The sequence below is a fragment of the Alicyclobacillus dauci genome (genome assembly GCF_026651605.1).
GTDB classification, from domain to species: Bacteria; Bacillota; Bacilli; order Alicyclobacillales; family Alicyclobacillaceae; genus Alicyclobacillus; species Alicyclobacillus dauci.
On record NZ_CP104064.1, the window covers coordinates 99,697 to 122,961 of the forward strand.

Annotated in this window: 19 protein-coding genes and 2 pseudogenes; 18 read left to right on the forward strand and 3 right to left on the reverse strand. The window is 50.7% G+C overall.

What is annotated here, in order from left to right:
• The first annotated feature begins 15 nt into the window (after nucleotides 1–15).
• From NZD86_RS00465 to NZD86_RS00475, 3 genes and pseudogenes are all read left to right on the forward strand, one after another.
• Nucleotides 16–1,224, forward strand: a complete 1,209-nt coding sequence (locus NZD86_RS00465) for a CaiB/BaiF CoA transferase family protein (RefSeq protein ID WP_268044526.1) — start codon at nucleotides 16–18, stop codon at nucleotides 1,222–1,224.
• Nucleotides 1,225–1,389: 165 nt separating this feature from the next.
• Nucleotides 1,390–2,687: pseudogene (locus tag NZD86_RS00470) on the forward strand (MFS transporter); the annotation flags it as partial.
• Nucleotides 2,688–2,708: 21 nt separating this feature from the next.
• Nucleotides 2,709–2,837, forward strand: coding sequence for a hypothetical protein (locus NZD86_RS00475; protein WP_268044527.1), 129 nt, complete (start codon nucleotides 2,709–2,711; stop codon nucleotides 2,835–2,837).
• A 221-nt stretch (nucleotides 2,838–3,058) separates the two neighbouring features.
• On the opposite strand, the gene NZD86_RS00480 is transcribed toward NZD86_RS00475, so the two are convergent.
• The gene (locus NZD86_RS00480) at nucleotides 3,059–3,388 is read right to left on the reverse strand and encodes a hypothetical protein (RefSeq protein WP_268044528.1); all 330 of its coding nucleotides are present in this window, start codon (nucleotides 3,386–3,388) and stop codon (nucleotides 3,059–3,061) included.
• 30 nt (nucleotides 3,389–3,418) lie between these two features.
• Here NZD86_RS00480 and NZD86_RS00485 point away from each other — a divergent pair, with 30 nt between their 5' ends.
• From NZD86_RS00485 to aiiA, 3 genes and pseudogenes are all read left to right on the forward strand, one after another.
• On the forward strand, nucleotides 3,419–3,850 hold the full coding sequence (locus NZD86_RS00485) for an RrF2 family transcriptional regulator (protein WP_268044529.1): 432 nt from the start codon (nucleotides 3,419–3,421) through the stop codon (nucleotides 3,848–3,850).
• Between the two features lie 62 nt (nucleotides 3,851–3,912).
• A pseudogene (locus NZD86_RS00490) lies at nucleotides 3,913–4,781 on the forward strand (SDR family oxidoreductase).
• Nucleotides 4,782–4,838: 57 nt separating this feature from the next.
• Nucleotides 4,839–5,597, forward strand: a complete 759-nt coding sequence (gene aiiA, locus NZD86_RS00495) for a quorum-quenching N-acyl homoserine lactonase AiiA (RefSeq protein ID WP_268044530.1) — start codon at nucleotides 4,839–4,841, stop codon at nucleotides 5,595–5,597.
• Between the two features lie 115 nt (nucleotides 5,598–5,712).
• Here the strand turns inward: aiiA and NZD86_RS00500 are convergent, their stop codons facing one another.
• A complete protein-coding gene (locus NZD86_RS00500; RefSeq protein WP_268044531.1) occupies nucleotides 5,713–7,629 on the reverse strand; it encodes a sigma 54-interacting transcriptional regulator in 1,917 nt (638 codons plus the stop codon).
• A 296-nt stretch (nucleotides 7,630–7,925) separates the two neighbouring features.
• On the opposite strand from NZD86_RS00500, the gene NZD86_RS00505 reads away from it, so the two are divergent.
• The 5 genes from NZD86_RS00505 to NZD86_RS00525 all read left to right on the forward strand — a co-directional run bounded on the left by NZD86_RS00505 (nucleotide 7,926) and on the right by NZD86_RS00525 (nucleotide 13,902).
• Nucleotides 7,926–8,591, forward strand: coding sequence for a class II aldolase/adducin family protein (locus NZD86_RS00505; protein ID WP_268044533.1), 666 nt, complete (start codon nucleotides 7,926–7,928; stop codon nucleotides 8,589–8,591).
• A gap of 76 nt (nucleotides 8,592–8,667) precedes the next feature.
• A complete protein-coding gene (locus NZD86_RS00510) occupies nucleotides 8,668–9,690 on the forward strand; it encodes a zinc-dependent alcohol dehydrogenase (protein ID WP_268044534.1) in 1,023 nt (340 codons plus the stop codon).
• Between the two features lie 76 nt (nucleotides 9,691–9,766).
• Nucleotides 9,767–11,032 carry a ribulose-bisphosphate carboxylase large subunit family protein gene (locus NZD86_RS00515; RefSeq protein ID WP_268044535.1) on the forward strand — a complete coding sequence of 422 codons (1,266 nt, stop codon included), beginning with the start codon at nucleotides 9,767–9,769 and terminating at the stop codon, nucleotides 11,030–11,032.
• A 145-nt stretch (nucleotides 11,033–11,177) separates the two neighbouring features.
• Entirely contained in the window at nucleotides 11,178–12,482 is a 1,305-nt protein-coding gene (locus NZD86_RS00520; protein WP_268044536.1) for an MFS transporter, read from the forward strand.
• Nucleotides 12,483–12,513: 31 nt separating this feature from the next.
• Nucleotides 12,514–13,902 carry a four-carbon acid sugar kinase family protein gene (locus NZD86_RS00525; RefSeq protein ID WP_268044537.1) on the forward strand — a complete coding sequence of 463 codons (1,389 nt, stop codon included), beginning with the start codon at nucleotides 12,514–12,516 and terminating at the stop codon, nucleotides 13,900–13,902.
• Nucleotides 13,903–13,983: 81 nt separating this feature from the next.
• Here the strand turns inward: NZD86_RS00525 and NZD86_RS00530 are convergent, their stop codons facing one another.
• On the reverse strand, nucleotides 13,984–14,733 hold the full coding sequence (locus tag NZD86_RS00530; protein ID WP_268044539.1) for a methyl-accepting chemotaxis protein: 750 nt from the start codon (nucleotides 14,731–14,733) through the stop codon (nucleotides 13,984–13,986).
• A 467-nt stretch (nucleotides 14,734–15,200) separates the two neighbouring features.
• Between NZD86_RS00530 and NZD86_RS00535 the strand changes: the two genes are divergently transcribed.
• The 7 genes from NZD86_RS00535 (at nucleotide 15,201) to NZD86_RS00565 (ending at nucleotide 23,249) form a co-directional block, all read left to right on the forward strand.
• The gene (locus NZD86_RS00535; protein ID WP_268044540.1) at nucleotides 15,201–16,283 is read left to right on the forward strand and encodes an S-methyl thiohydantoin desulfurase family protein; all 1,083 of its coding nucleotides are present in this window, start codon (nucleotides 15,201–15,203) and stop codon (nucleotides 16,281–16,283) included.
• Nucleotides 16,284–16,322: 39 nt separating this feature from the next.
• Complete coding sequence (locus tag NZD86_RS00540; protein ID WP_268044541.1) at nucleotides 16,323–17,261, forward strand: DUF1177 domain-containing protein; 939 nt, start codon at nucleotides 16,323–16,325, stop codon at nucleotides 17,259–17,261.
• Between the two features lie 167 nt (nucleotides 17,262–17,428).
• Complete coding sequence (locus NZD86_RS00545; protein ID WP_268044542.1) at nucleotides 17,429–18,970, forward strand: PucR family transcriptional regulator; 1,542 nt, start codon at nucleotides 17,429–17,431, stop codon at nucleotides 18,968–18,970.
• 175 nt (nucleotides 18,971–19,145) lie between these two features.
• Nucleotides 19,146–19,802 (forward strand): aspartate/glutamate racemase family protein, encoded by a 657-nt coding sequence (locus tag NZD86_RS00550; RefSeq protein ID WP_268044543.1) that lies wholly within the window; start codon nucleotides 19,146–19,148, stop codon nucleotides 19,800–19,802.
• Between the two features lie 20 nt (nucleotides 19,803–19,822).
• Complete coding sequence (locus tag NZD86_RS00555) at nucleotides 19,823–20,491, forward strand: AroM family protein (RefSeq protein WP_268044544.1); 669 nt, start codon at nucleotides 19,823–19,825, stop codon at nucleotides 20,489–20,491.
• A gap of 44 nt (nucleotides 20,492–20,535) precedes the next feature.
• Nucleotides 20,536–22,200, forward strand: coding sequence for an OPT/YSL family transporter (locus NZD86_RS00560; RefSeq protein WP_268044545.1), 1,665 nt, complete (start codon nucleotides 20,536–20,538; stop codon nucleotides 22,198–22,200).
• 80 nt (nucleotides 22,201–22,280) lie between these two features.
• Complete coding sequence (locus NZD86_RS00565) at nucleotides 22,281–23,249, forward strand: aminopeptidase (RefSeq protein WP_268044546.1); 969 nt, start codon at nucleotides 22,281–22,283, stop codon at nucleotides 23,247–23,249.
• Nucleotides 23,250–23,265: the final 16 nt, after the last annotated feature.

Sequence of the window (23,265 nt, forward strand, 5' to 3'; positions counted from 1 at the left end):
GTAGAGGTGAGAGAAATGGACGAACAAAACAATCAACAGCCCTTTGATGGAGTACGGGTACTCGAGGTCGGAACGTTGCTCGCGGGCCCGTTTACAGGTCGGTTGTTGGCGGATTTCGGAGCGGAGGTGATAAAGGTAGAGCCACCTGATAGGCCCGATCCGCTTCGTAAGTGGGGAAAAGAAAAGAACGGACATGGGTTGTGGTGGCCTATCCAATCGAGAAACAAAAAGTCCATTACACTGAATCTGCGTGTGCCTGAAGGACAAGAGGTGTTCCGGGAACTTGCACAAGAAGCGGATATTATCATTGAGAATTTCCGACCGGGCACAATCGAGAAATGGGGCCTGTCATACGACACTCTGTCGGAGAGGAATCCTGGTCTCATCATGGTTCGGACATCTGGATTTGGACAAACGGGTCCATACAGTAAACGCGCAGGGTTTGGCAGTGTCGGTGAGGCGATGGGGGGACTGCGGTATGTGACTGGGTTTCCAGACAGGCCACCGGCACGCCTCGCAGTTAGCATTGGCGACCAACTGGCCGCACTCTATGCAACGATAGGCTGTCTGACGGCTCTTCATGAGAGGACGAGGTCCGGCAAGGGACAGGTCGTAGACACAGCCCTCTATGAGGCGGTGTTTGCGACGATGGAGAGTCTCGTTCCGGACTACCTGTTGGCAGGCTATGTTCGAGAACGAATGGGAAACGAAATTCCTGGTGTAGCACCATCGAACATTTATGCAACTCAAGACGGGACACACATTGTCATTGGTGCAAACGCCGATACGGTCTTCAAACGATTGTGCGAGGCGATGAGAAGGCCGGATCTTTCAACGGATCCCAAGTATGCTACCCATCACGCAAGAGGAGAGAACATGAAAGAACTCGATGCACTTATCGAGAGTTGGACGAGGGGTATGAACGCGAAAGAGTGTCTCGCGTTGCTGGAGCAATATGGTGTTCCATCTGGGCTGATATACACCGTTAAGGACATGTTAGAGGACCCACACTATCAGGCAAGAGAAATGTTTGTGAACGTTCCCCACCCGATCTTCGGTGATTTTCCGATGCCGGGAATTGTTCCCAAGTTAACCCGAACCCCAGGAGGAATTCGATGGGCTGGTGCTGAGGTCATGGGGCAACACAATGAAGAAGTCTATATGGGACTTTTGGGCTATCCAAAAGAGCGCGTAGAAGAGATGAAGTTACATGGCGTTATTTGAAAGCGCTGTCAAAATTTTCGATGTTCTTTCGACATGGATAATTAGTCAAGATGGACGGGAGGATTGCAGATGCCATCGCAAAAGTATGTGCCAGTAGGCGACAGGCTTGACAATATGCAGATGGGCAAACGACACTCTTCGGTTTTCTTCTTACTAGCTAGTGGCGGATTTTTTGACGGATTTGACATTTATTTAGCGGGATCAGTACTTGCAGCAATGGTTGCTACTCATTTCTCCACATTGGGTCATAATGCCATATTTATCTCCATGTCATTTTTCGGCTTACTGTTAGGTGCGCTGGGAGCGGCTGTAATTGGTGACAGGTTTGGACGGACGTTCACCTCTCGGTATTCGCTGTTACTTTATGGACTTGCTACGATAGTTTGTGCCATTGTTCCGTCATTACAGTTATTGCTGTGGTTCCGCTTTATTGCAGGTATTGGCTTGGGGGCCGTGATCGTAACGAGTTACGGGCTATGGGTTGAGTTTGTTCCAAAAAAATCACGGGGTTTTTGGACTAGCGCGATGTCATTCGTTATCAACCTATCGCAACCTGCTACTGCACTGTTGGCACTTGTTTTAATTCCTACTACGGGTGGCGGGTACTCTTCTGGGTTTCCGGGATAGGTGCCATCGTTACTTGGCTTTTCCAGATTCGCTACTTGCCCGAGTCACCGCGATGGCTGGAATCGAAGGGGAGAATTGAAGACGCAGAAAAGGTCATTGCTCAGTTTGATGCGGTAAGCCCGGGTGGTTCCTATAACACCTCAGCCGCACAGAAGGCATCCGGCCCGTCGGATTCAGCCCCACTCACCGAGAATATTAGTCTTTGGTCTCCCGGCATCAGAAGAATTACTATGTTGTCCATCATCATTTCGGTTCTTACGCTGGTTACGTGGTATACGTTTGCTTCGTGGATTCCTACGTTTTTTGTAAAACAAGGCATCGCCGAGGTAAAGACCTTCACGTTTTCGTTTGTAATTATGTTGGGCGCTATTCCTGGTAATGCTGTGGCTGCCTGGTTAAGCGACCGCATCGGACGTAAGCGTACTTTGGTTGTGTTATCGGTTGTTCTCGCCATCCTGGGTATTGTGTATGGGTACTCGACGAGTCCCGCGATGATTATGGTGATTGGTTTCCTGTTCATTGCAGGTGGAAACATTTTAATAGCTATCACAACTGCGAGTTACATTCCAGAACTATTTCCTACTTCCATTCGAATGGCAGGATCATCGTTAGCAAACGCCTTTGGTCGTGGGGCCACCATCGTCTCTCCGTACCTTATTGCATATTTGTACACCAACGCCGGTTCACATGCCGTGTTTTGGATGTCGTTTGTACTGTACTTGGTCATGGCCCTTTGTATCTTGCTGCTCGGTCGTGAGACCAAGAAGAGAAGCCTAGAGGAAATCGCTCGCGCAGAACTCGGTCAGACAACAATGGCTCCGGAGTTTACCTCACTATAAGGTCCGGGGGAATAGGACATGATACAAGCTGAGAAACTGCGGGCGTTGCTTGCACAGGACGGACTTATTGTAGCGACAGGGGCTTACGATTGTATAACAGCAAGGGTGATTGAACAGGCTGGCTTTTCGGGCGCCGCAAACTCTTGATGAAGTTAAAGAAATTCCAAAGCGAGTCCATGCGCCCTGCGTGTTAAATATCGCACAAGGTGGGAAAAGTCCCAATCCCACTGAACGCTATGGGAAGCACTCCGGAAACTAATCGCCCATAGCGAGTCTATTTTGTAGTCCACCAAAAGTGTTTTGTATCTGAGCGGTTGTAATCAGGGGACGTTGTTAGTTAAAAACAGCCCGGGGTCTCCCCCGGGTAATCATATGCTTGCCGCAATCTCTTCCGTATAAATTCCCAATAAATCTGCCAATTCCACTGCTTCACGTTCTATGATGGTCAGTTGTTCAGTCAGTAAGTCTTTCTCCTGGCGTGATAGTTTTCTCAAGTCGCGCTGCGTTAGCCCCATAATGAAAGTTAATTTTTCAGTCAGTTCTGCCAGCAACGCCGCGAGTTCAAGTCTGCGCAATTCACTTAAATCTATGATTTGAGCCACAGTCATCACTCCCTTATGAATAGGTTGGACAACTGGCTGATAGAATATACCTAGTAGATTTGAATGGATCGCCTTGACAAACTGAAACCAATTCAATTATAGTCAGGGTGGATGGAGGCAACTAAAATGGCAACGAGTGCTTGGTTTTCAATGTCTGTGCATGCATTGGCGCTGTTATCGCAAAATAGGGATGGATATTCAAGCAGTTTCGTTGCATCCAGTGTGAACACTCATGCTGTTTTTCTCCGTCGAGTATTGAAACGTCTCGTTGAAGTCGGTTTGGTCGAAACTCGGGAAGGGCGTGATGGTGGATATCGATTGGCAAAATTGCCGGAAGAAATTTTGCTGTCCGATGTCTATAAAGCCATGGAGATGGACCGTGCATTAGCGCCTAGCCCAGCGGAACCGAATCCTCTGTGTCCCGTTGGTTCGGGAATGCCCACTGTGTTCGACGCAATCGCGATGGAAGCCGAACAGGCCATCCTTGAGACGTTGCAACGGTACACCGTTGCTGATGTTGCAAAGGGCGCAATTTCTGCAGGCATTCTGTCTCAATAACTTTTTTTACTCTTAACTGAAACTGATTTGGTTTTATTAAAACACATTTGGAGGTACATATGATGAAAATGTTGGTAACGGGTGCGACGGGAAAACTGGGAACCAAGGTTGTGGAGACATTACTGAAATCCGTTCCCGCGAGTCAAATAGCTGTTAGTGTTCGTAAACCCCCGAGAAAGCTGAAGGATTGCGGGCACGGGGGATAGAGGTTCGGCACGGAGATTTTGATCATCCGGACACGTTGACTTCGGCGTTTGCAGGTATTGACAGGTTGTTGATCATATCTGCAGATGGAGACAACGAAACAAGAATTCGTCAGCATACGAATGCTGTCACGGCTGCTCACCAGGCCGGAGTCGGATTTATTGCTTACACGAGTATCGTGAATGCGAGTGAAAGCAAGATGTTCCTTTCTCCTCCGCACCGTGCCGCGGAAGACGCTATCTTGAAAACTGGTATCCCTTACTCGTTTCTACGCAACAACTGGTACTTGGAGAACGAAATTCCGACCATTCAAGGTGTCATGGCAGGCGCGCCTTGGGTGACGTCAGCGGGCTCCGGCAGAGTGGGTTGGGCAGTGCAACAAGATTATGCAGAGGCGGCGGCAGCGGTTCTCTCCGGGAGCGGACATGAAAATACCATTTACGAACTTTCCGGTAAGCTCTTGACACAGGAAGAACTGGCATCAGCTGTTGGTGATGTGTTGGGTAAGGATGTTTCCGTCCAACAAGTCGACGACACCACCTATGCCGACATCATGAAAGGTGCAGGCGTACCGGATTTTCTCATTCCTATGCTCGTGGATATTCAGCAGGGCATTCGGGAAGGGTCATTAGAAATTGCCAGCAACGATTTTGAAAAGTTACTTGGGCGCCCAACGACACCTGTACGCCAGGCGCTTGAGCGGATTATCGGGGAAGTTGTCAAGTAAGAGCTCTTTGTGAATGTCAATCCAACGATCGTCATTGGATTTAGGAGGGTGGCACGTATGGCGGTTAAGAAACTGTATTTTTTGCCTGTCGGTCAATGCTACCTCGACCAATCCGCAGTCAATCGAAACCTGACGCCTGGTCATTTAGTTGAAATGCCTGTATGGTGCTTTCTGTTAGAAACACGAGATGGGCCGATACTAATCGACACGGGAATGCCCGATTCTTTTGTAAACAATCCAGATTACTATAACGGGACACAGAGAGAGGGTCGGGTTGTCCCAAACATGTCGGTGAGCGATCAGATTGTTAACGTAATGAGACGTGTCGGGTATCACCCAGAAGATATTCAAGCCGTGATTAGTTCTCATTTGCACCTGGATCACGCAGGTGGGAATGGACATTTCCCTAATGTTCCAATCATTGTTCAGCGGGCAGAGTTTGACGCTGCTATGGGCAATGACAACTATTCACCGCAAGAATGCAGACTATCTCATTTGAACTATCAAATTATCGAAGGTGATTACGAGCTGACGCCTGGGGTTGATATCGTATTTACACCAGGTCATTCGCCAGGTCACCAATCGATACTGGTAACGACCGAAAGATCCGGTCCCGTGTTACTAACGATTGATGTAGCTTACACCAGGCAGAACTTTGAGAATGGCGTCCCGTTCCTGACATTTGATCCTAACATGGCTGCCCAATCGATTAACCGCATGCAGCAACTGATTGAGCAATTACACCCTTCAACTGTTTTCTTCGGCCATGATAGACAACAGGCGAAGGAGGCGGTGACTTTCCCTGATTTCCTATGAAAACGGCTGTGCAGTCATCGCCTATGACATCCGCTCCCCCGTGGGAACCTACCTACGGGGTTTTCTGTGCGAAGACTGTATTTGGGAGGATTCGAAACGCATAAATATCGCCATACTAATTCTCCTTCAACTTCCTCCAGAGAGTAGCTCTACTTATCCCGAGATGTTTTGCGGTCAACTCTTTGTTCCCTCCAAATTGATCCAGTTGTCGCAGGATCACTTGCTTCTCGATATCCTCCAGTGTCCCGTTAAGCACGGAATCGAAACCGCCGCTTTGCTCATTTGTGAGCGTTGCAGCGCGATCGTTCACAGCCAATTCCTCAACAATCTCCTGTAGAACGTCATCGTGCGGTATTTCAGCATTGAATAGAACGACAATACGTTCTAGCACGTTCTCCAGTTCCCGAATGTTCCCGGGCCAGGAAAAGTCCTTTAACTTCGTAATAAAAGGTTCAGGCAGGCGGGGCTTTCGGCACTGATACCGTTCGGAGATCTTGGTCAGCAGTACGTCTACGAGTAATGGAATATCCTCTTTGCGACCCCGCAGAGGAGGAATGGATATTGGGAGAATGTGCAGACGATAAAACAAGTCCGCACGAAATTTCCCATTTCGAATATCAGATTGTAGGTCTCTGTGTGTCGCCGCGATAATACGCACATCGATGGGGATAATTGAGCTCCCTCCCACACGCATCACCTCGCGCTCCTGAATCACTCGTAGGAGTCGCGACTGCAGATCTAGTGGGATTTCGCCAACTTCGTCCAGGAAGATGGTTCCCGTATGAGCGAGTTCAAATAGTCCCGCCTTGCCGTTGCGGTGCGCGCCGGTGAAAGCGCCTGGTTCGTATCCGAATAACTCGCTCTCGAGCAGATTGCTGGGTAGGGCGCCGCAGTTGATCGGAACAAAAGGCCGATTTTTCCGATCACTATGGTTATGGATACTCTGAGCTATCAACTCTTTGCCCGTGCCCGTTTCACCCAACAATAAAGTGGTGGAGTTTGTTCTGCTGAAATACTTAATTTTCTCCACGACGTTTTTCATGGCGGGGGAGACGGCAATCATATCTTCCAGGCTTCGTTTCGCGACAAATCCGGTGTGATTTAACTTTCTCCGAATGCTCTGCTCGAGCTTTTGGATTTGCGTGACATCTTGCAGGGTGAGAACCCACCCGATGGGATCGTCCGCCACCATGATTCTGCGTTTCGATACGGATAGCACGGAATTGCGAACATGCACGATTTCCTCGCGGAATTCTTGTGATTGTGTGAGCAGATTGAGCAGACTCTTCTCTCCGTTGAGAACATCGTGAATGGGGTAATTGATGATATCTGTCCGTTCCCGGTTCAAAAGATGGATAGCCCGATTGTTTGCCAGCAGCACTTGTCCTTCATTGGAAATGATCAAGATTGCGTCCTGGGCAGTTTCCAACACCATGCGAAACTGTTCATTTTTTGTGCCCTCTAGAAAGCGCGCACGGACCAAATTTTCGGCTATCTCGACGGCCTCTCGTACACTTGCGCTTGAGGGCATCAGCTTGATGCCTGGCAGGCCAAATCGCTTCGCATAGTCGACAGACATACCATCGCCCACGATGAATTCAACGTGGTCCGCGAGGGCATTGCGGACTTGCATGTCGAGATCGTGTTCATATGAGAAAACTGGGTAGGTCTGGATATCGATATAGCTGCCCAGTTCCCGGTAATCGCAGATGATGTTTTCCACACCGATCAACCCGATTCGCTTGTATCTGCTTTTCAGAGTGTGAACGGTACGGAGAATGTCCAACACGGTCATTTTGACTTCGACGACGGGAATGCTGACCTTTTTCTTGAGTAGTGTTGCTTGTCCGCCGCGCGTGATGATGACTTCCGCCCCAAGTGCTTCCTCCTGCTTGGCAATGGGAACGGTTTCTTCAAATGAAAAGTCGCGATCATCTTTCGGCGCATAGATTTTGTAACTGCTCTTTTTGACGACGGATCGAACGGTGTCGGCAAATTCTTTCGACGGCGCGATGATGACGATTTTGCTCAAGTGGAATCCCTCCGAGGGTCGATAGTCGAGACGGATTGTTTAAAAATGATACACAGCGTTTTAAATTAGTACGATTTTATCATTTTGATGAACTTAGAGTACGGATCGGTGTGCCGATTCTATGAAAGCGGTTGAGTTTTTGTCTCAAACGATAGAGTGGAGTCACGAAGGATCCCGCTATTTTGGGCCAAATATCGAGACAACTAACAAAAAAAATCAAAACCACAGCGTTTTTATTTTATGTTGGCACGGTTCTTGCTTACTACATGTATGTAAGGCACAAGGAGGTGAAAATTGTGAAGTTTGACCAAACGGAGATTGCGCAACAGCTCATCTTTACGGGCAAGTATATGCTGGACAATCAACTTGCCTGGGGAACGTCAGGGAATTTAAGTGCGCGTATCGATGACAAGCACATGATCATTACGGCCTCTGGCACAGAGATGGGGAACCTGCGGCTCGACGACTTTTCCCTGTGCAACATTGAGGATGGCACATGGGAAGGGAGCCGCAAACCTTCGAAGGAAGTGCCGATGCATACGGGTATTTACCAGATGCGGGATGATGCAAATGTGGTTCTTCACTCGTCGCCTTTTTACACGACGCTTATTGCGTCTAGTGACGAGCCGATTGACTCCCAACTATTCATCGAGACGATGTATTTTCTCGAGGACGTCGCTTACGTCGACTATCACCACCCTGGGACATCGGAGTTAGGTGACGCGGTCAAGGAGCAGGCTGGGAATGCTCACGTTATTATCCTGAAAAATCACGGTGTCATTCTGTACGATGACTCGTTTGCAGACGCGACGATGCGTTTGGAAACGTTGGAGATGGCGTGCCGAATGATTGTGACGGCGAAGTCGGCTGGCATGAAACTTACGAAAATACCGGATCATGTTGTACAGGACTTCTTGGAAAGTGCCAGGTATAAGCCGCGGAAGAAAGTAAATCGCAAGTAATGAGCGGTTCCCTTGTTCTGTACTCAAGCTGGCACGGCGACTGAATGTTCTATTGATATCAAAAGGAAGTGTCACGATGAAAGCGGTTATGATAGAGAGCCCATATACAGTTGTAGTTACGGATGTGGAAAGTGCCCCGCTGGGAGATAACGACGTTCGTATTCAAGTGAAGGCAGCGGGAATCTGTGGTTCAGACATTCACGCATATAAGGGACTTCACCCATTCCGTAAACCACCTGTTATTATCGGGCACGAGATTTCTGGCGAAGTGGTTGAGATTGGCCCATTAGTTACCCGCGTCAAAGTGGGCGACAAGGTCACTGTTGAACCGCAGGCAGGTTGTGGGAAGTGCGAAGACTGTCTGCAAGGACGCGTCAATTACTGCAACAACCGTCAGGCGCCTGGCATTGGCACATGGTACGGCACGATGGCGGAGAACTTTGTCGCACCGGAAGAAGTCGTCTTTGTATTACCGCCAGACATGGATCACAAGCTGGGTGCACTGTCAGAGCCGCTTGCGGTTGGCGTTCACGCCGTGCGTCGCGCTGGTATTCAAGTGGGCGACAGAGTGGCGGTTCTCGGAGCAGGTCCGATTGGCTTGTTGGCTCTTGCGGTGGCAAAAGAAGCGGGCGCCACGACCATCCTTGCAACAGACGTGTTCGACTACTGTTTAGACAGTGCGAAATCGCTGGGTGCAACCCATACACTGAACATTGCCGGTAAGGACAATTGGGTGGCAGAGGCTGAGGAATTGATCGGCGGACAATTTGACAAAGTCCTCATCGCAGTCGGGGTTCCTGGCATCGTCAACCAAGCCATCTCACTGGTGAAAAAAGGTGGACGCATTGTCACCATTGCGATGTTTCATGGGGAACAATCTCTGGACATCATGCAGTTGCAGGGGCAGGAAAAAGAATTGGTTGGTTGCTTCTGTTACACGCGTGAAGACACCATGGCAGCGGTTGCACTACTGGCAGCGGGTAGAATCCAGAGTGAGGCTGTTGTCACACATGTATTACCATACACCCTGGCCGCAGACGGCTTTAGAATGGTAGACAAGAAAGAGGATAACTCCCTCAAAATCCTAGTTACTTTTTAAACAAGCGCTTTCTCTTGCAAGTCTAGAAATGGTCTGCATCAGTGTTTGCGGATGACAATGGAATGGAGGGGCTAGATTGAATGAAGAACGCGTTCTTGCAACGTATTTGATTGAGACCCCCTACAGTCTTGAATATGCAGCTGCCGTCATGGCCGGTGAACAATCCACGGGCACGTTTGTTGCTGTACCTGGAGAGACGGCATTTATCAAAGAGACGTATGGCGCCAAGGTCGTTCGGATAACCGAACTTGAACCGGCACTAACGCCTTCGCTGCCGGGTGTTAAACCACCAAAAGAAGAGGCAAACTTGGTGTTTCGGCGGGGCGAGGTTGTGCTCTCGTTCCCTTACCATAACTTTGGGCCGTCGATTCCAAACCTCCTGGCAACGGTTGCTGGCAATCTTTACGAGTTGCGAGAGTTTTCTGGATTACGGTTGATTGACCTCGAGGTGCCAGTCCAGTTCACGGAGAAGTATCTCGGTCCACAGTTTGGCATTGAGGGAACGCGGAGACTGACCGCCGTGAATGGAAGGCCGTTGATTGGGACAATTGTGAAACCAAGTATCGGTCTTGCGTTGGACGACCTTCGCGGCTTGGTGAGGGAGCTTGCGCTCGCCGGGATCGACTTCATTAAGGATGATGAACTCAACGGGAACCCGCCATACGTGCCGCTTAAGGACAGAGTGAAGGCTGTCATGGAGGAAATTGAGCGTGCTGCGGACAAGACGGGCAAGAAAGTCATGTACGCGTTCAATATCACAGGTGACATTGACGAATTGCGGGAAAATCACGACGCTGTCGTCAAAGCTGGCGGAAACTGCGTCATGGTCGGCATCAACAGTATCGGGTTTGCCGGAGTATCGTACTTGCGACAGTTTGCCGAAGTGCCAATTCACGGTCACAGAAATCAGTGGGGGGCCATGACTCGTTGTCCGGCGTTAGGGATGGAGTTTCGAGTATACCAGAAACTATCTCGCCTAGCGGGGGTGGATCACCTCCATACGAACGGATTGAACAACAAGTTTTTCGAGTCGAATGAATCCGTCACTCGGTCAGTGCAAGATTGTCTGACGCCGATGTTCAGGGGCAACGACACCGTGATGCCTGTGCTCTCCTCGGGGCAGTGGGCTGGGACAGCCATTGAATCCTACCGTTCAATGAAGACTGTCGACGTCCTGCATCTGGCGGGAGGAGGAATCATGGCGCACCCCGGTGGTGTGGCTGCGGGGGTGACAAGTATGAAACAAGGGTGGGAAGCTGCTCTGGGTGGACAATCCTTGGCTGAATACGCAATGACCCACGCGGAACTCGCGCAAGCGATAGAGAAGTTTGGCCGCCCTTGACGATGCATACGGCAGTTGAAGGCCAATCTTCAAATTTCGGAACGATTATTTGAAGGAATGTTACCTTGTGAAGTTTGAAAGAACAATGCAGTCATCTTACTTATCCTGTAAGCGCTTTATAGAATGATAAATAGGTGGTGTCAAAATGCAGGTAAACACTCCAGTGAAAGCACAGGAGCCCGCTCGGTTTCGAGTTCGCGGGTTGCGTTGGTGGATGTTTGGATTCTTTATCTTGGTCATGATTATCAACTATATTGATAGGTCTTCCTTGTCTATAGCGATGCCGCTCATTGGCAAGGATCTTCACATCAACTCCGTCACGACGGGGATCATCCTCAGCTCGTTTGGCTGGACATATGCACTGATGCAGTTGCCCGGTGGGTGGCTCGTCGATAAGTTGAGACCGCGTAAAGTTGTATCTGCCAGCTTGATCGGATGGGGCATTATCGAAGGTCTGACGGGATTGGCGAGTGGCGTCGCTTCATTGATTGGCATGCGCATGCTGCTTGGGGTCTTCGAGGGACCAGTGCAAAACGGGGCAAATTCATCGCTTACGCGCTGGTTGCGGAAGAACGAACGCGCCAGAGGCAGTACGCTGGTTGACGGCGGCGGTCCCTTGGGTACCGCGTTTGGTGGACTTTTGGTCACGGGGCTAATTGTTGGGCTCGGGACCTGGCGTTTGGCGTTTGGTGCAGTTGGTCTCCTCACCGTGCTGATTGGCGTTTTGGCTTGGGTATTCATGCGTGACAATCCAGCGAACCATCCAATGATTACACAAGAGGAAGTCGCGTATCTCGAACAGATTGAAACGGAAGATGAACATGATGAAACCGCATACTCTTCCGCAGTGAAATACTTTAAGCACGCAAGCCCATGGATGTTGCTTCTGGCCTTCTTTGGCTACGACGCTGTCCTTTACGGACTGTTGACATGGGCCCCTTCCTACGTTAGCAAAGTGCAACACGTATCGTTTGGTATGACCGGCGTTTGGACGTTTGTCATTTTTGGCGCTGGCTTCGTGGGTGAATTGTTCGCAGGACAGTTGGCAGACCGACTGATTCGATCCGGTGCATCCGTCAACGCCGTCATGAGAAGCTTGCTCGGATTCGCCGGGGTAGGTGTGGCTGTGGCTATCATCCTAGTTAACCACGTAACCACGCCAACGGCCGCGATCCTACTTGTTAGTCTCGCGAATTTCTTCTTGCGTTGGGGCGGGTTGTACTGGAGTGTTCCAGCACGACTTTCCGCCAAACAACATGTAGGTCAGCTGACGGGTGCAATGAACTTTTCAGGGAACGTCGCCGGGATCATTGTTCCAATTCTCGTTGGCGTGATCGTACAAAATAGCGGCGGCAGTTTCGTCGGCGTATTCGTGATGTTTGCAGTGGCTGGTTTGCTGATGGCCGTTTCATCCATTGCCATCAACTATTCGCGGAAGTTGACTTCATGACGTTTACGCAGGTTTGGAGGCTAGATAGACAATGCAACAGGATGCTTCGCTAGAGCGTGGAAAAATTGTCCTCTCGTTTTATGGAGATGACTTTACCGGATCGACAGATGCCATGGAGGCATTGACCATAGGCGGGCTGCCAACCGTATTATTTCTGGACGTCCCCAGTAAAGACGTGTTGGCTCGTTTCCCACACATCAAATGTGTTGGTGTTGCCGGGAACAGTCGGGTCATGAACCCGGTGCAAATGGAACAGGAACTCCCTTCAATTTTCACGAGGCTGCGAGAATTGGGCAGCGATTATGTTCACTATAAAGTGTGTTCAACGTTCGACTCCTCCAAGGAGATCGGCAATATCGCGACGGTCCTGCGCATTTCGCAAGATGTGTTCAGCAAACAGCAATGGGTGCCGGTGTTTGTCGCCTCACCGGACCTCAAAAGATATACGGTGTTCGGGAGCCATTACGCTGCGATGCGCGGGGAGGTCCACCGCTTGGACAGGCACCCCACGATGTCTCGCCACCCGATCACGCCCATGCACGAAGCAGACTTACGCCTCGTGTTACAGGAGCAAGGCGCGGCCAACGTTGGACTCATCGATGTACTTGATCTCGCACAACCTCGAAGTGCGCTGCTTGACACCGTGCGAAATAAGCTAGCGAACAATCCGGAGGCTGTTGTCTTCGACGCACTCACACGGGAACATGTTGAACAAGTTGGCGCGGTGTTTGCCGCTTCTCGCAACGCGGATGAACCCCTGTTCATCATCGGGTCATCCGGAGTTGGACACGTGATTTCCTCGATTCAGGGAGAACTTGAAGAGTCCACGGTGCGGGTTGGCCGTGAGCATCTCAAACCCAAAAAGGTCGAACAATTGCTGGTCGTGTCCGGCAGTTGTTCCCCTGTGACGCAGCAACAGTTGCAGTGGGCGTTGACTCACGGATTCGAGGGCATTCATCTGTCCCTACCAGAGGTGATGAACGCCACCGATAGAAACGCAGCGTTGGAGAACATTGTGGACCAAGCCAGTGAGATTGTTCGTCGTGGGAAGAACCCTATTATTTATACTGCACTCGGGCCGGATGACCCGAGTATAAAAGAGAATCAGCGTCAAATCGTCGAGAGCGGTTTACAGATTTCTGACACCAGTCAGATCCTCGGTTCCTATTTGGGTGAAGTGTCCAAAATGGTCATTCAGGAGACTGGGATTGAACGGTTGGTTATTTCTGGCGGTGATACGTCCAGCTATGCGACCAGGCAACTCGGCATCTACGCAATGGAGATGATCACCTCCATTTCGCCGGGCGCGCCGCTCTGTCGCTGTTACTCGGACGACTCCCGGATCGACGGCCTGGAATTAGCCTTGAAAGGCGGACAGTTTGGCGGTGAAGATTACTTTACGCAGGTATTGGGCGTATAAGTGTGGGGTTGTAACGGGATGGCGCGAGCCGTCCCGTTTTTTGGGCGCCCCAGCGTGGACGGTAACCTGGCGGTAACTTTCTTAACCGATTTCTTCCTTATTACCCACTGCCGCCTGTAGAAGACTTTCTGCTGTGGCCCCAATTTGCTGAAATGTTGCGGACATCTCTTCCATACCCGCTGCTTGTTCTTCAGTAAACCCGGCTATTTGCTGTAAGGTATCGTCGACTCGAGCGACGGATTGTTTAATGTTCTCCAATAAACTGGTTATTTCAGTTGCTGCGCTTCTGCTTTGTTCGGCCATGTTTTGAATCTCTGCTGCGACGACTGAAAAACCTCGTCCGTGATCTCCAGCACGTGCGGCCTCAATGGAAGCGTTAAAACCTAACATCTTGGACCGAGACGCAACATCTTCTACAAATTCCAGAACTGTGTTGATTTTCTGTAGTTCGACGTTTAGGCCCTGAGACTCTTCAGACAGTTTACTTAAACGACTGGCGACATCATTTGATGACCCGGTTAATTGTTCGGTTGTGGATGATACATCCGCTAGCACTGCTGATAACTGAGACGCACCTACTCGAAGTGCTTCCCCTTGGACATTAGAGGCTACGGCCGCTATCACACCAACCATTTCTTCTCCATCCATAATGGGGACGGCAGTAGATATGTAAGGTACCCCAAATTGGGTGGCATCCCGTTCCTCGCGTAGTGGTACACCAGTCTGAAGGCATTTGTATGTAACAGTCCCAGCGAACTGATCGAGTGGTGCACCGATGGGAACTTTTAGATCAATTGTTTTACCTGGTAGATAATCAATTACGGTAGTCATGTCGGTTACAAAAAGACATAGGTCCACGGAGCTCAGTGTTTGTATGAGTTGGAGATTGCGGGATAGTTCGGAAAGTCTATTCATTGAGCACACCACCGATTACCATAATTATACAGCACCATATGCTAACTATACGTTATACATGACATGATGTGTAGGTATCTTTAACTATTAAATAACCTGATGGTAGACAAGTACCGATATATTTGTTCAAACTAATCATTCGTAATGTGGACTACAGATGCGCTGACCTACGGTGTGACTTAACACTCTCTAAACGTTCTCGTATGCTACCAAATTTGCGGTACATATCCCCTCGCGTGTTCTCATTACTTCAGTAAATTTCCACATTGGTCCCAAATCCAAATACCCCCTATCCAATTTGTTCGACGATCCATGGATGCTGCCAAACGTGGTATGTAATCTGAATTCATGAATGATTCTTACCTGTTAATGGAGGCGACGAGATGGCACGAGAGCTTACAAAGGATGACGTCTCTTACGCCGTCACGGGCGGATCACTGCTCGGCGGGGGAGGAGGCGGTTGGCCGGACGATGGAAGGGCCATTGGGAACCTTGCGATTGAGATTGGTAATCCACGACTCGCTTCTTTAGACGAGTTTGATGACGACGATTTGTTGGTAACGGTCGCCATGGTTGGTGCACCGGCCGCCAAGGATAAGTATGTCAAACCGGTTCACTATGTCCGCGCATTGGAAATGCTTCAGGATCGGCTGAAGAAACCGGTCGCTGGCATCATGACCAATGAAAACGGCCCGGGAACAACGGTCAACGGTTGGCTGCAGTCCGCCATGCTTGGGGTGCCGATTGTCGACGCACCGTGCAATGGCCGCGCTCATCCCACTGGTGTCATGGGTTCAATTGGCCTACACCAACAACCAGGTTATACCTCTATCCAGGCGGCTGCGGGAGGTTTTGGCGAACGACAGTTGGAAACGGTTGTCGCCGGATCGATCACGGCGGCATCCGCTTCCATTCGGGACCTCTCCGTCCGGGCCGGGGGACTTGTTGCCGTTGCACGCAATCCGGTTTCAGTCAAGTATGCTCGTGAACATTGTGCTGTAGGTGGAATTTCACAAACTATCGACTTGGGCAAACGCATGGTGCATGCGCAAGCTGCAGGTGGTGCCGCGGTGATTGAGGCAGCATTGAACTACCTTGGTGGCCAGATTATCTACGAGGGCGTTGTCGGTGACGTCTACTTGGAAACGAAGGGTGGATTCGACGTCGGTAAAGTCACTGTCGGTGATGTTGAACTGACGTTTTGGAACGAATATATGACATTGGAACGGAGTGGGGAGCGCTTGGCGACCTTCCCAGACCTCGTTATGACGTTGGACGCTCAGACAGGGAAACCGATTATCACGGCGGAGATTCATCCAGGACAGCTGGTGGTGGTAGTCAGTGTACCGAAGGATCGCTTGAAATTAGGAGCTGGAATGCGGGATCCGGAATTGTTCCGGCCAGTTGAAGAGACAGTCGGAAAGCCGGTTATTCGTTACGTGTTCAGTGGGGCAGTCAATGTATAGCTCATAGAGAACGACTAGGGAGAGGCAGGAAGAACATCGATGACGCTAAAACAGACGATAGACATTTTTGAGCTTTTGGACGACGCACAAGTAAGCGGTGAGAAGGTAAAAGCCTGTTTTGAAGCCCGTGGCGCGAAGTACGTCAACGTACAAACTGTCACTGGTCCGAAGGGGAGCACGGATTTTATTGAGATCGTCATCCCGGGAAGGGGTGGGAAACTGCTCGGCGGCAAAGCGCCAACACTCGGTATTGTCGGTCGGCTCGGGGGCATTGGTGCGCGCCCTGAACGAACGGGACTGGTGTCGGATGCCGACGGCGCGGTGGCGGCACTCAGTGCTGCCCTCAAACTGACGGACATGCAGGGAAAGGGAGACGTTCTATTAGGGGACGTCATTGTATCGACGCACATCTGCCCGGATGCACCCACTCGTCCACATACCCCGGTTCCCTTTATGGATTCTCCGGTGGACATTTTAACGATGAACCGGTACGAGGTTCGGGAAGACATGGATGCTATCTTGTCTATTGATACGACTAAGGGAAATCGGGTGTTTAATCATCGCGGGATCGCAATTTCTCCTACTGTAAAAGAGGGCTACATTCTTAAGTTCAGTGACGATCTCGTATCACTGATGGAGATTTCGACTGGAAGCGTAGCACAAACGTTCTCAGTGACAACTCAGGACATCACGCCGTACGGCAACGACGTCTATCATATCAACAGTATTCTCCAACCAGCCGTAGCGACGAGGGCTCCGGTCGTCGGCGTCGCTGTCACAGCCCAGACATCTGTGCCCGGATGCGCTACTGGTGCGAGTCATGAGGTAGATATCGCGCTCGCAGCGAAGTTTTGCATTGAGGTGGCAAAAGCGTACGGTGAAAATCAATGTGCTTTTTATGATGAAGCAGAATTTCAACGTTTACTCCAGTTGTACGGGTCCATGAGCCATTTACAAACGCCGGGCAGGGCGAACTGAGAATACAATATCTACTGCGGAGCCGGCTGGGGGATTTTCTTCAGCGGATCGTGGTTAATGAAACGACAAGTCTACGAGGACTCGTATAAAATGTCATTATGATGATTATTTATTATGGGTCTGCACATGTTTCGATAGGTTGACGATGAATATAGGGGGGGATTTCTATGGAGCAAACTCCGTTTACGGTCGAGAAGCTGCTTCAATTGCCGATCATGCAGGATGCCAAGCTGGTCGGTGGTTTCGAGGGAACAGTAAACGAGATTCTGTGTGTGGATATCATGGAAATCCCCGACATAACAGGATGGCTTCGCAAGGGTGAGTTTGTGCTGACGACAGGCTATTCCTTTCAGGACAATCCACAGGGTCTGTGTCGTGTGCTCGAAGAAATACATCATGTTGACGGAGCAGCAGTTGGATTCAAACCGAAGCGGTTTTTGCAGGCGACCCCACCGGATGCCATTGAGTTGAGCAACATGTATGGTATTCCATTAATTGAAATTCCCTCTGCCATTCCATACATCGAGATTACGCAGCCAATTATGGAGCAGATTCTTAATTCGCAACTGACCATGATGCGTGAAGTTTACAATATCAATAGTCGCTTTGTAACCTTACTGGCAACTCAGCGCAGTCAGGAACTCCTCAATGTTCTCGGCCAACTTCTCGGATGCGAGGCGGCGCTGCTGACCTTCAACGGAGATGTCCAGATGAGAACCGCTGGCTTTACTGTTGATGACGTGAAGATGGTAAGGAATATCCGATCCGGCAATACGGCCATGGCGTACGTGGCTTTGACCCGTACTCTGGACCTAACCGACGCCTTTGAAACGATGTGTCTGGACCAAGTGGTGGCACTCATGTCCCTTGAACTGACCGCGAAAGATGCTCACGCGTCACAGGGAAAGCGCGTTCGAGAGGAGTTTCTCGTTGAATTGTTGTCCGGCTCGTTGCGAATGGAAGGGATTCTCGTGCAGCGAGCCAACCAGCTCGATTTTCCACAGGGCCTATCTCGCGTCGTGATGGTCATGGAGCCCCTCGAAGACCAGCCGGGGAACATGTCATCAAAAGATAGAGTTCAAAGCCAAGTTGCAGACTGGATCAACCAAACACATCGGACCGTGTTCGTCGCGGCTTCAGTTGGGGACCATGTTGTTTTGTTGTTCGCCAGCTCAGAGTCAAACCCAGTCACACAGCAGCAGATCGTTCGTCACATGGTGACTACGCTGCAAGTCGAGGTTGAGGAGCGATTCGGTTTATCCATGCGCGTGGCAATCGGAGAGGCACGACAGGACTTGCGGGATGTGGGTCAAAGTTACGAAGAGGCTAGACGTGCAATGAGTGTATGTAAGAAGGTAAGGCCCGATTTACGAGTTGTTCATTGGAGCGATATATATGTCGAAGATATGCTGCTTACTATGGGGCCCCATCCGACGTTGGATCGATTATACACGTCGCTCATCTCTCCAATTCATGCGTACGACTTGGAAAATGGTACAGATCTTCTGCGCACCCTCGATATTTATCTCCAGTTTGGTGGGAACACAAAGCAAGTCGCGGCAGCGATGTTCATCCACCGAAATTCGGTTCACTACCGGCTGGAACGAATCCAAGACATTCTTGGTAGAGACCTAAATGATCCTGAGTTATCGTTTCGACTGAATCTCACGTTGCGCGCTTGGAAACTTGGCTTAGGTCGCTCCAATTAATTTCTCCGAAAGTAAATTCTATTGTTCACAATACTTGGTTTCGTTTGGACGCTTGCATAAAATCACCGTGCTTTATTTGGGACGATGGCTATACTCATGGACTAACCCGGCTTTCTATAATGGCAATTAACAAAATATTTATTATTCATTCTGACTGTGAGAAAGGGGGATTCAGATGATTGGTGTCGTGCGCGTGGTAACTTTGGCAGATCCTAGTTTACTAGCGGAACACGGAAACCTTATATCGAGTAAGTACGGCTTGGAGACGACCAGTAGGTCCATTCCCGATCAACCATTTGGCATCCACAACGATGAGACGGAACAGATTGCCGTCCCAAAAATTATCGAACTTGCAGAGCAATTTGAGAAAGACGGGGCCAAGGCTGTTGTCATCAGTTGTGCAGCCGATCCTGCTGTTGCTGAACTGCGTGAGCGACTGAATATCCCTGTTATTGGAGCAGGCAGTGCAGCTGCCTTGGTCGCACAAGGACTTGGTCTCCAAACCGGGGTTCTCGGGATTACCGATGACGCTCCGCAGGTTGTGAAAGACACCTTGGGCAACCTGCTAACTGGTTACGCCCATCCCCGAGGCGTCGAGAACACCACGGATCTACTTACCCCCGAGGGGCGAAAGCAAGCAATTGAAGCGGCGAGATCGTTGCTTGAACAAGGTGCTCAGGCCATTCTGTTTGCTTGTACGGGATACTCCACCATTGGACTCGCTGACGTTCTCCGCGCTGAACTGGGTTGCGTGGTGATAGACGCAGTTGAAGCGGAGGGGCTCTTTACATGGTACGCGGCCCAGACACTATCAGTAGGGGCGAATACGTAATTTGAATTGAGGGGATAGACATGCCAGAAATCGGAGCTATCACGATAGGCCAGTCTCCACGCGTTGATATCATTCCGGAGTTACAGGTGCACTTGGGGTCTGAAGCTGTTTTCCGTGAATTGGGTGCCCTTGATGGGTTGACTCCAGCGGAAGTGGATGCGATGCGACCAACGGGTGATAACGAGGTGTTGGTGACCAGAATGCGTGACGGATCGTCCGTAACCATCTCTGACGAAGCTGTCATTCCACGCATTCAACAATCTATCCAGAAATTAGAGAACGACGTATCGGCTATTGTTCTTCTGTGCACTGGAACCTTTCCTATTCTGACAGCGAAAGTTCCACTTCTGGTCCCGGAATATCTGTTGACAAACTTTGTAAGAGGCATGGCTGGTGTCAAACCATTCAAGTTGGGTGTCCTGACGCCTGACGAGGGCCAGTTTAACCAGCAGGAAACCCGCTGGCGGAACGTTGTTTCGGAGCTTGCGCTACGAGCGGCATCTCCTTATGACGGACTTGAAGCCGTTGTCGAAGAAGGCCGCCGCTTTAAGACGGACGAAGTGGACGCTGTCGTCCTCGACTGTATGGGTTACACCGGTGAGATGAAGGAACACTTACGGCGTGAATTACCATGTCCCGTTATTTTGGCACGGTCTGTAGTTGGTCGCTTTGCCGCGGAATTGGCCTAAGAGACTGTCTCGGCCTGAATTTTAGTTGGAAAGGAAGTGTACGAATGAGCGATAAGGACCAGCGTGAGTCGGAGAACTCGTCCCACCCAAGGCTATTCGAGCCATCCAGTTTTATCTTTAATTTGATTGTTGGCTTTCTCGGCGCCATCATCGGGATACAATTGATTGTCACACTTGGTATCACGCCAAATACTGCTATCATTGGTGCCTTAATTGCAATGCTGATTGCACGGATCCCAGGGGCCGCATTTCAGAAGTTCAAGTCCGTTCATCGTCAAAACCTGGTCCAGACCACGATTTCGGGCGCTACATTTGGCGCAGCGAACGCACTTTTGTTGCCTATTGGAATCCCGTTCCTACTTGGCAAACCTGGGTTGGTGGTTCCAGTTCTGATTGGTGTTGCATTCGCGCTGGTGATAGATGCAACAATTCTTTACAAGATTTTTGACACCCGGATTTTCCCTGCTGCCAATGCATGGCCACCTGGTGTTGCCACGGGTGAAGCTATCCTGGCTGGTGACAAGGGCGGCAGGCGTGGGCGCCTGTTGTTGTACGGTACAGGCATCGGACTGATTGGATCATATTTTGGAATCTCCATGTCCGCTTTTGGTGTAGCCTTCATAGGAAACATTTGGGCACTCGCGATGTGGGGCATCGGACTGCTTGTCAAAGGCTATGATAAGCAACTGTTTGGCGTGAGCATTGATACGTACTACATTCCCCACGGCATCATGGTAGGCGCTGGACTGGTTGCTTTGGTCCAGGTCATCTGGATTTTGATGAAAAAACGTCCCGCGACGCAATCTTCCGCAGCGTCGGAATCGGCAGCAACCATCTCAACCGAAGTGGCATCGCCTAGTGAGTTTCAACATGGGCCCACGCGGAGCGATCGCGACATTTCTAAGGCGGTCATGTTTGGATTTCTCGCTTATCTGCTTTGCGCTATTTTTCTAGCCGTTGCCACCGGGCTCTGGGCGCACATGTCAGTTGGTGCGATGATTGGCTGGATTGTCTTTGCCGCATTTGTTGCGCTGGCCCACGAATTGATAGTTGGCTTATCCGCGATGCACGCAGGCTGGTTCCCCGCGTTCGCCGTTGCGTTAATCTCGCTCGTAGTTGGTATGCTCCTTCACTTCCCTGCCGTGCCTCTCGCGGTGTTGGTTTCCTTTGCAGCGGCCACAGGGCCGGCTTTCGCGGATATGGGATACGACTTTAAATCCGGTTGGATTCTTCGATCCGGTCATAGCCGCGCTTACGAGCTGGGCGGGCGTCGACAACAATACTGGGCGTCTATTGTAGGCTTTGCCGCAGCCTTTATCATTGTCGCGGCGTTTCACCAAAACTACTTTGCCCACGGGCTAATCCCGCCGGTCGACAAGGTGTATGTCGCCACCATCAAGGCGGGGCTGTCCGATCCGCACATCTCCACCAACCTCCTACTCTGGGCCATCCCAGGCGCGATAGTGCAACTGATTGGCGGTCCGTCCAGACAAATCGGTATTCTCTTTGCGACGGGTCTGTTAATCAACAATCCACTCGCTGGCTGGGCCGTGCTTGTCGGTCTCGCAATCCGCATCGTCGCCCTCAAGATTTACGGGAAACAAGCGGAGAGCACCATGAGCATCTTGGCGGCTGGTTTCATCGCCGGCGACGCATTATATGGATTCTTTCATTCCATCTTTCAGTTTTTCGGAGCCAAAAAAGGTTAAGCAGCGAACAGTGAGCGGCGATCCGTTACCTGTCGGACCACCGACTAGGTATCGGTTCGTCGTTTTTTAGGAGGAAGACGATGGCACACGAAACCTCAGAGAAACTCATACAGACGGCAGGTCGAATTCTGGTTCAGTGTCTGGACGTAAAACCGTCTGAGACCTTACTCGTCGTGTCAGACGGCACTCGCCCAGAGATCTGTGCGGCATTGGTACGTGCCGGGCAGGACTTGGCGGCGGAATCCATTCTTATCGAAATGTCTCCGCGCCAGCGAAGTGGTGAAGAGCCGCCTAATCTAGTTACATCAGCGATGAGCCAGGCAAACGTGGTGGTGTGCCCGACCCTCCACTCACTCACCCATACGATGGCCAAGAAGGCCGCTGCGGCAGCAGGTGCACGCATCGCTACAATGCCCGGAATCACGTTGGATATGTTCGAAAATGGTCCGATCACCGCCGATTACACGCAAGTCCAGCGGTTGACAAACATCATTACCGAGATCCTCACAAAGGGCAATCATGTGCGCGTGGAGAAGGACGGTTCCGTTTTTGAATGCAGCATCCGAGGGAGAACGGGTATCCCAAGCACCGGCATCTATCGGGAGCCTGGCCAGTCTGGGAACTTGCCCTCGGGAGAAGCGTATATTGCTCCGGTTGAAGGATCTGGTCAAGGTGAACTCGTTATCGACGGATCGATGGTAGGGCTCGGTTTGCTTTCTGATCCGCTGAAATTGACGGTTAAAGATGGCCTGCTCGTGAGTGCAGAAGGTGACCGGGCGGACGAATGGCTCCAGCAACTCGGCAGCAGCAAAGAGGCGCGAAACGTTGCGGAGCTTGGCGTTGGGACAAATCCGAAAGCACGCTTAACAGGTGTCATTCTGGAAGACGAAAAAGCCTACGGAACGATTCACGTGGCGTTCGGAAGCAACGCGACGTTTGGCGGCACTGTGCAGGCTGGCGTACATATGGACGGCGTGATCAAGAAGCCGACCGTCTATGTGGACGGGCAGCTGATTATGAAAGAGGGGGAGCCGGTTGTATCCGGGTGATTCTGTGCCCACGTTC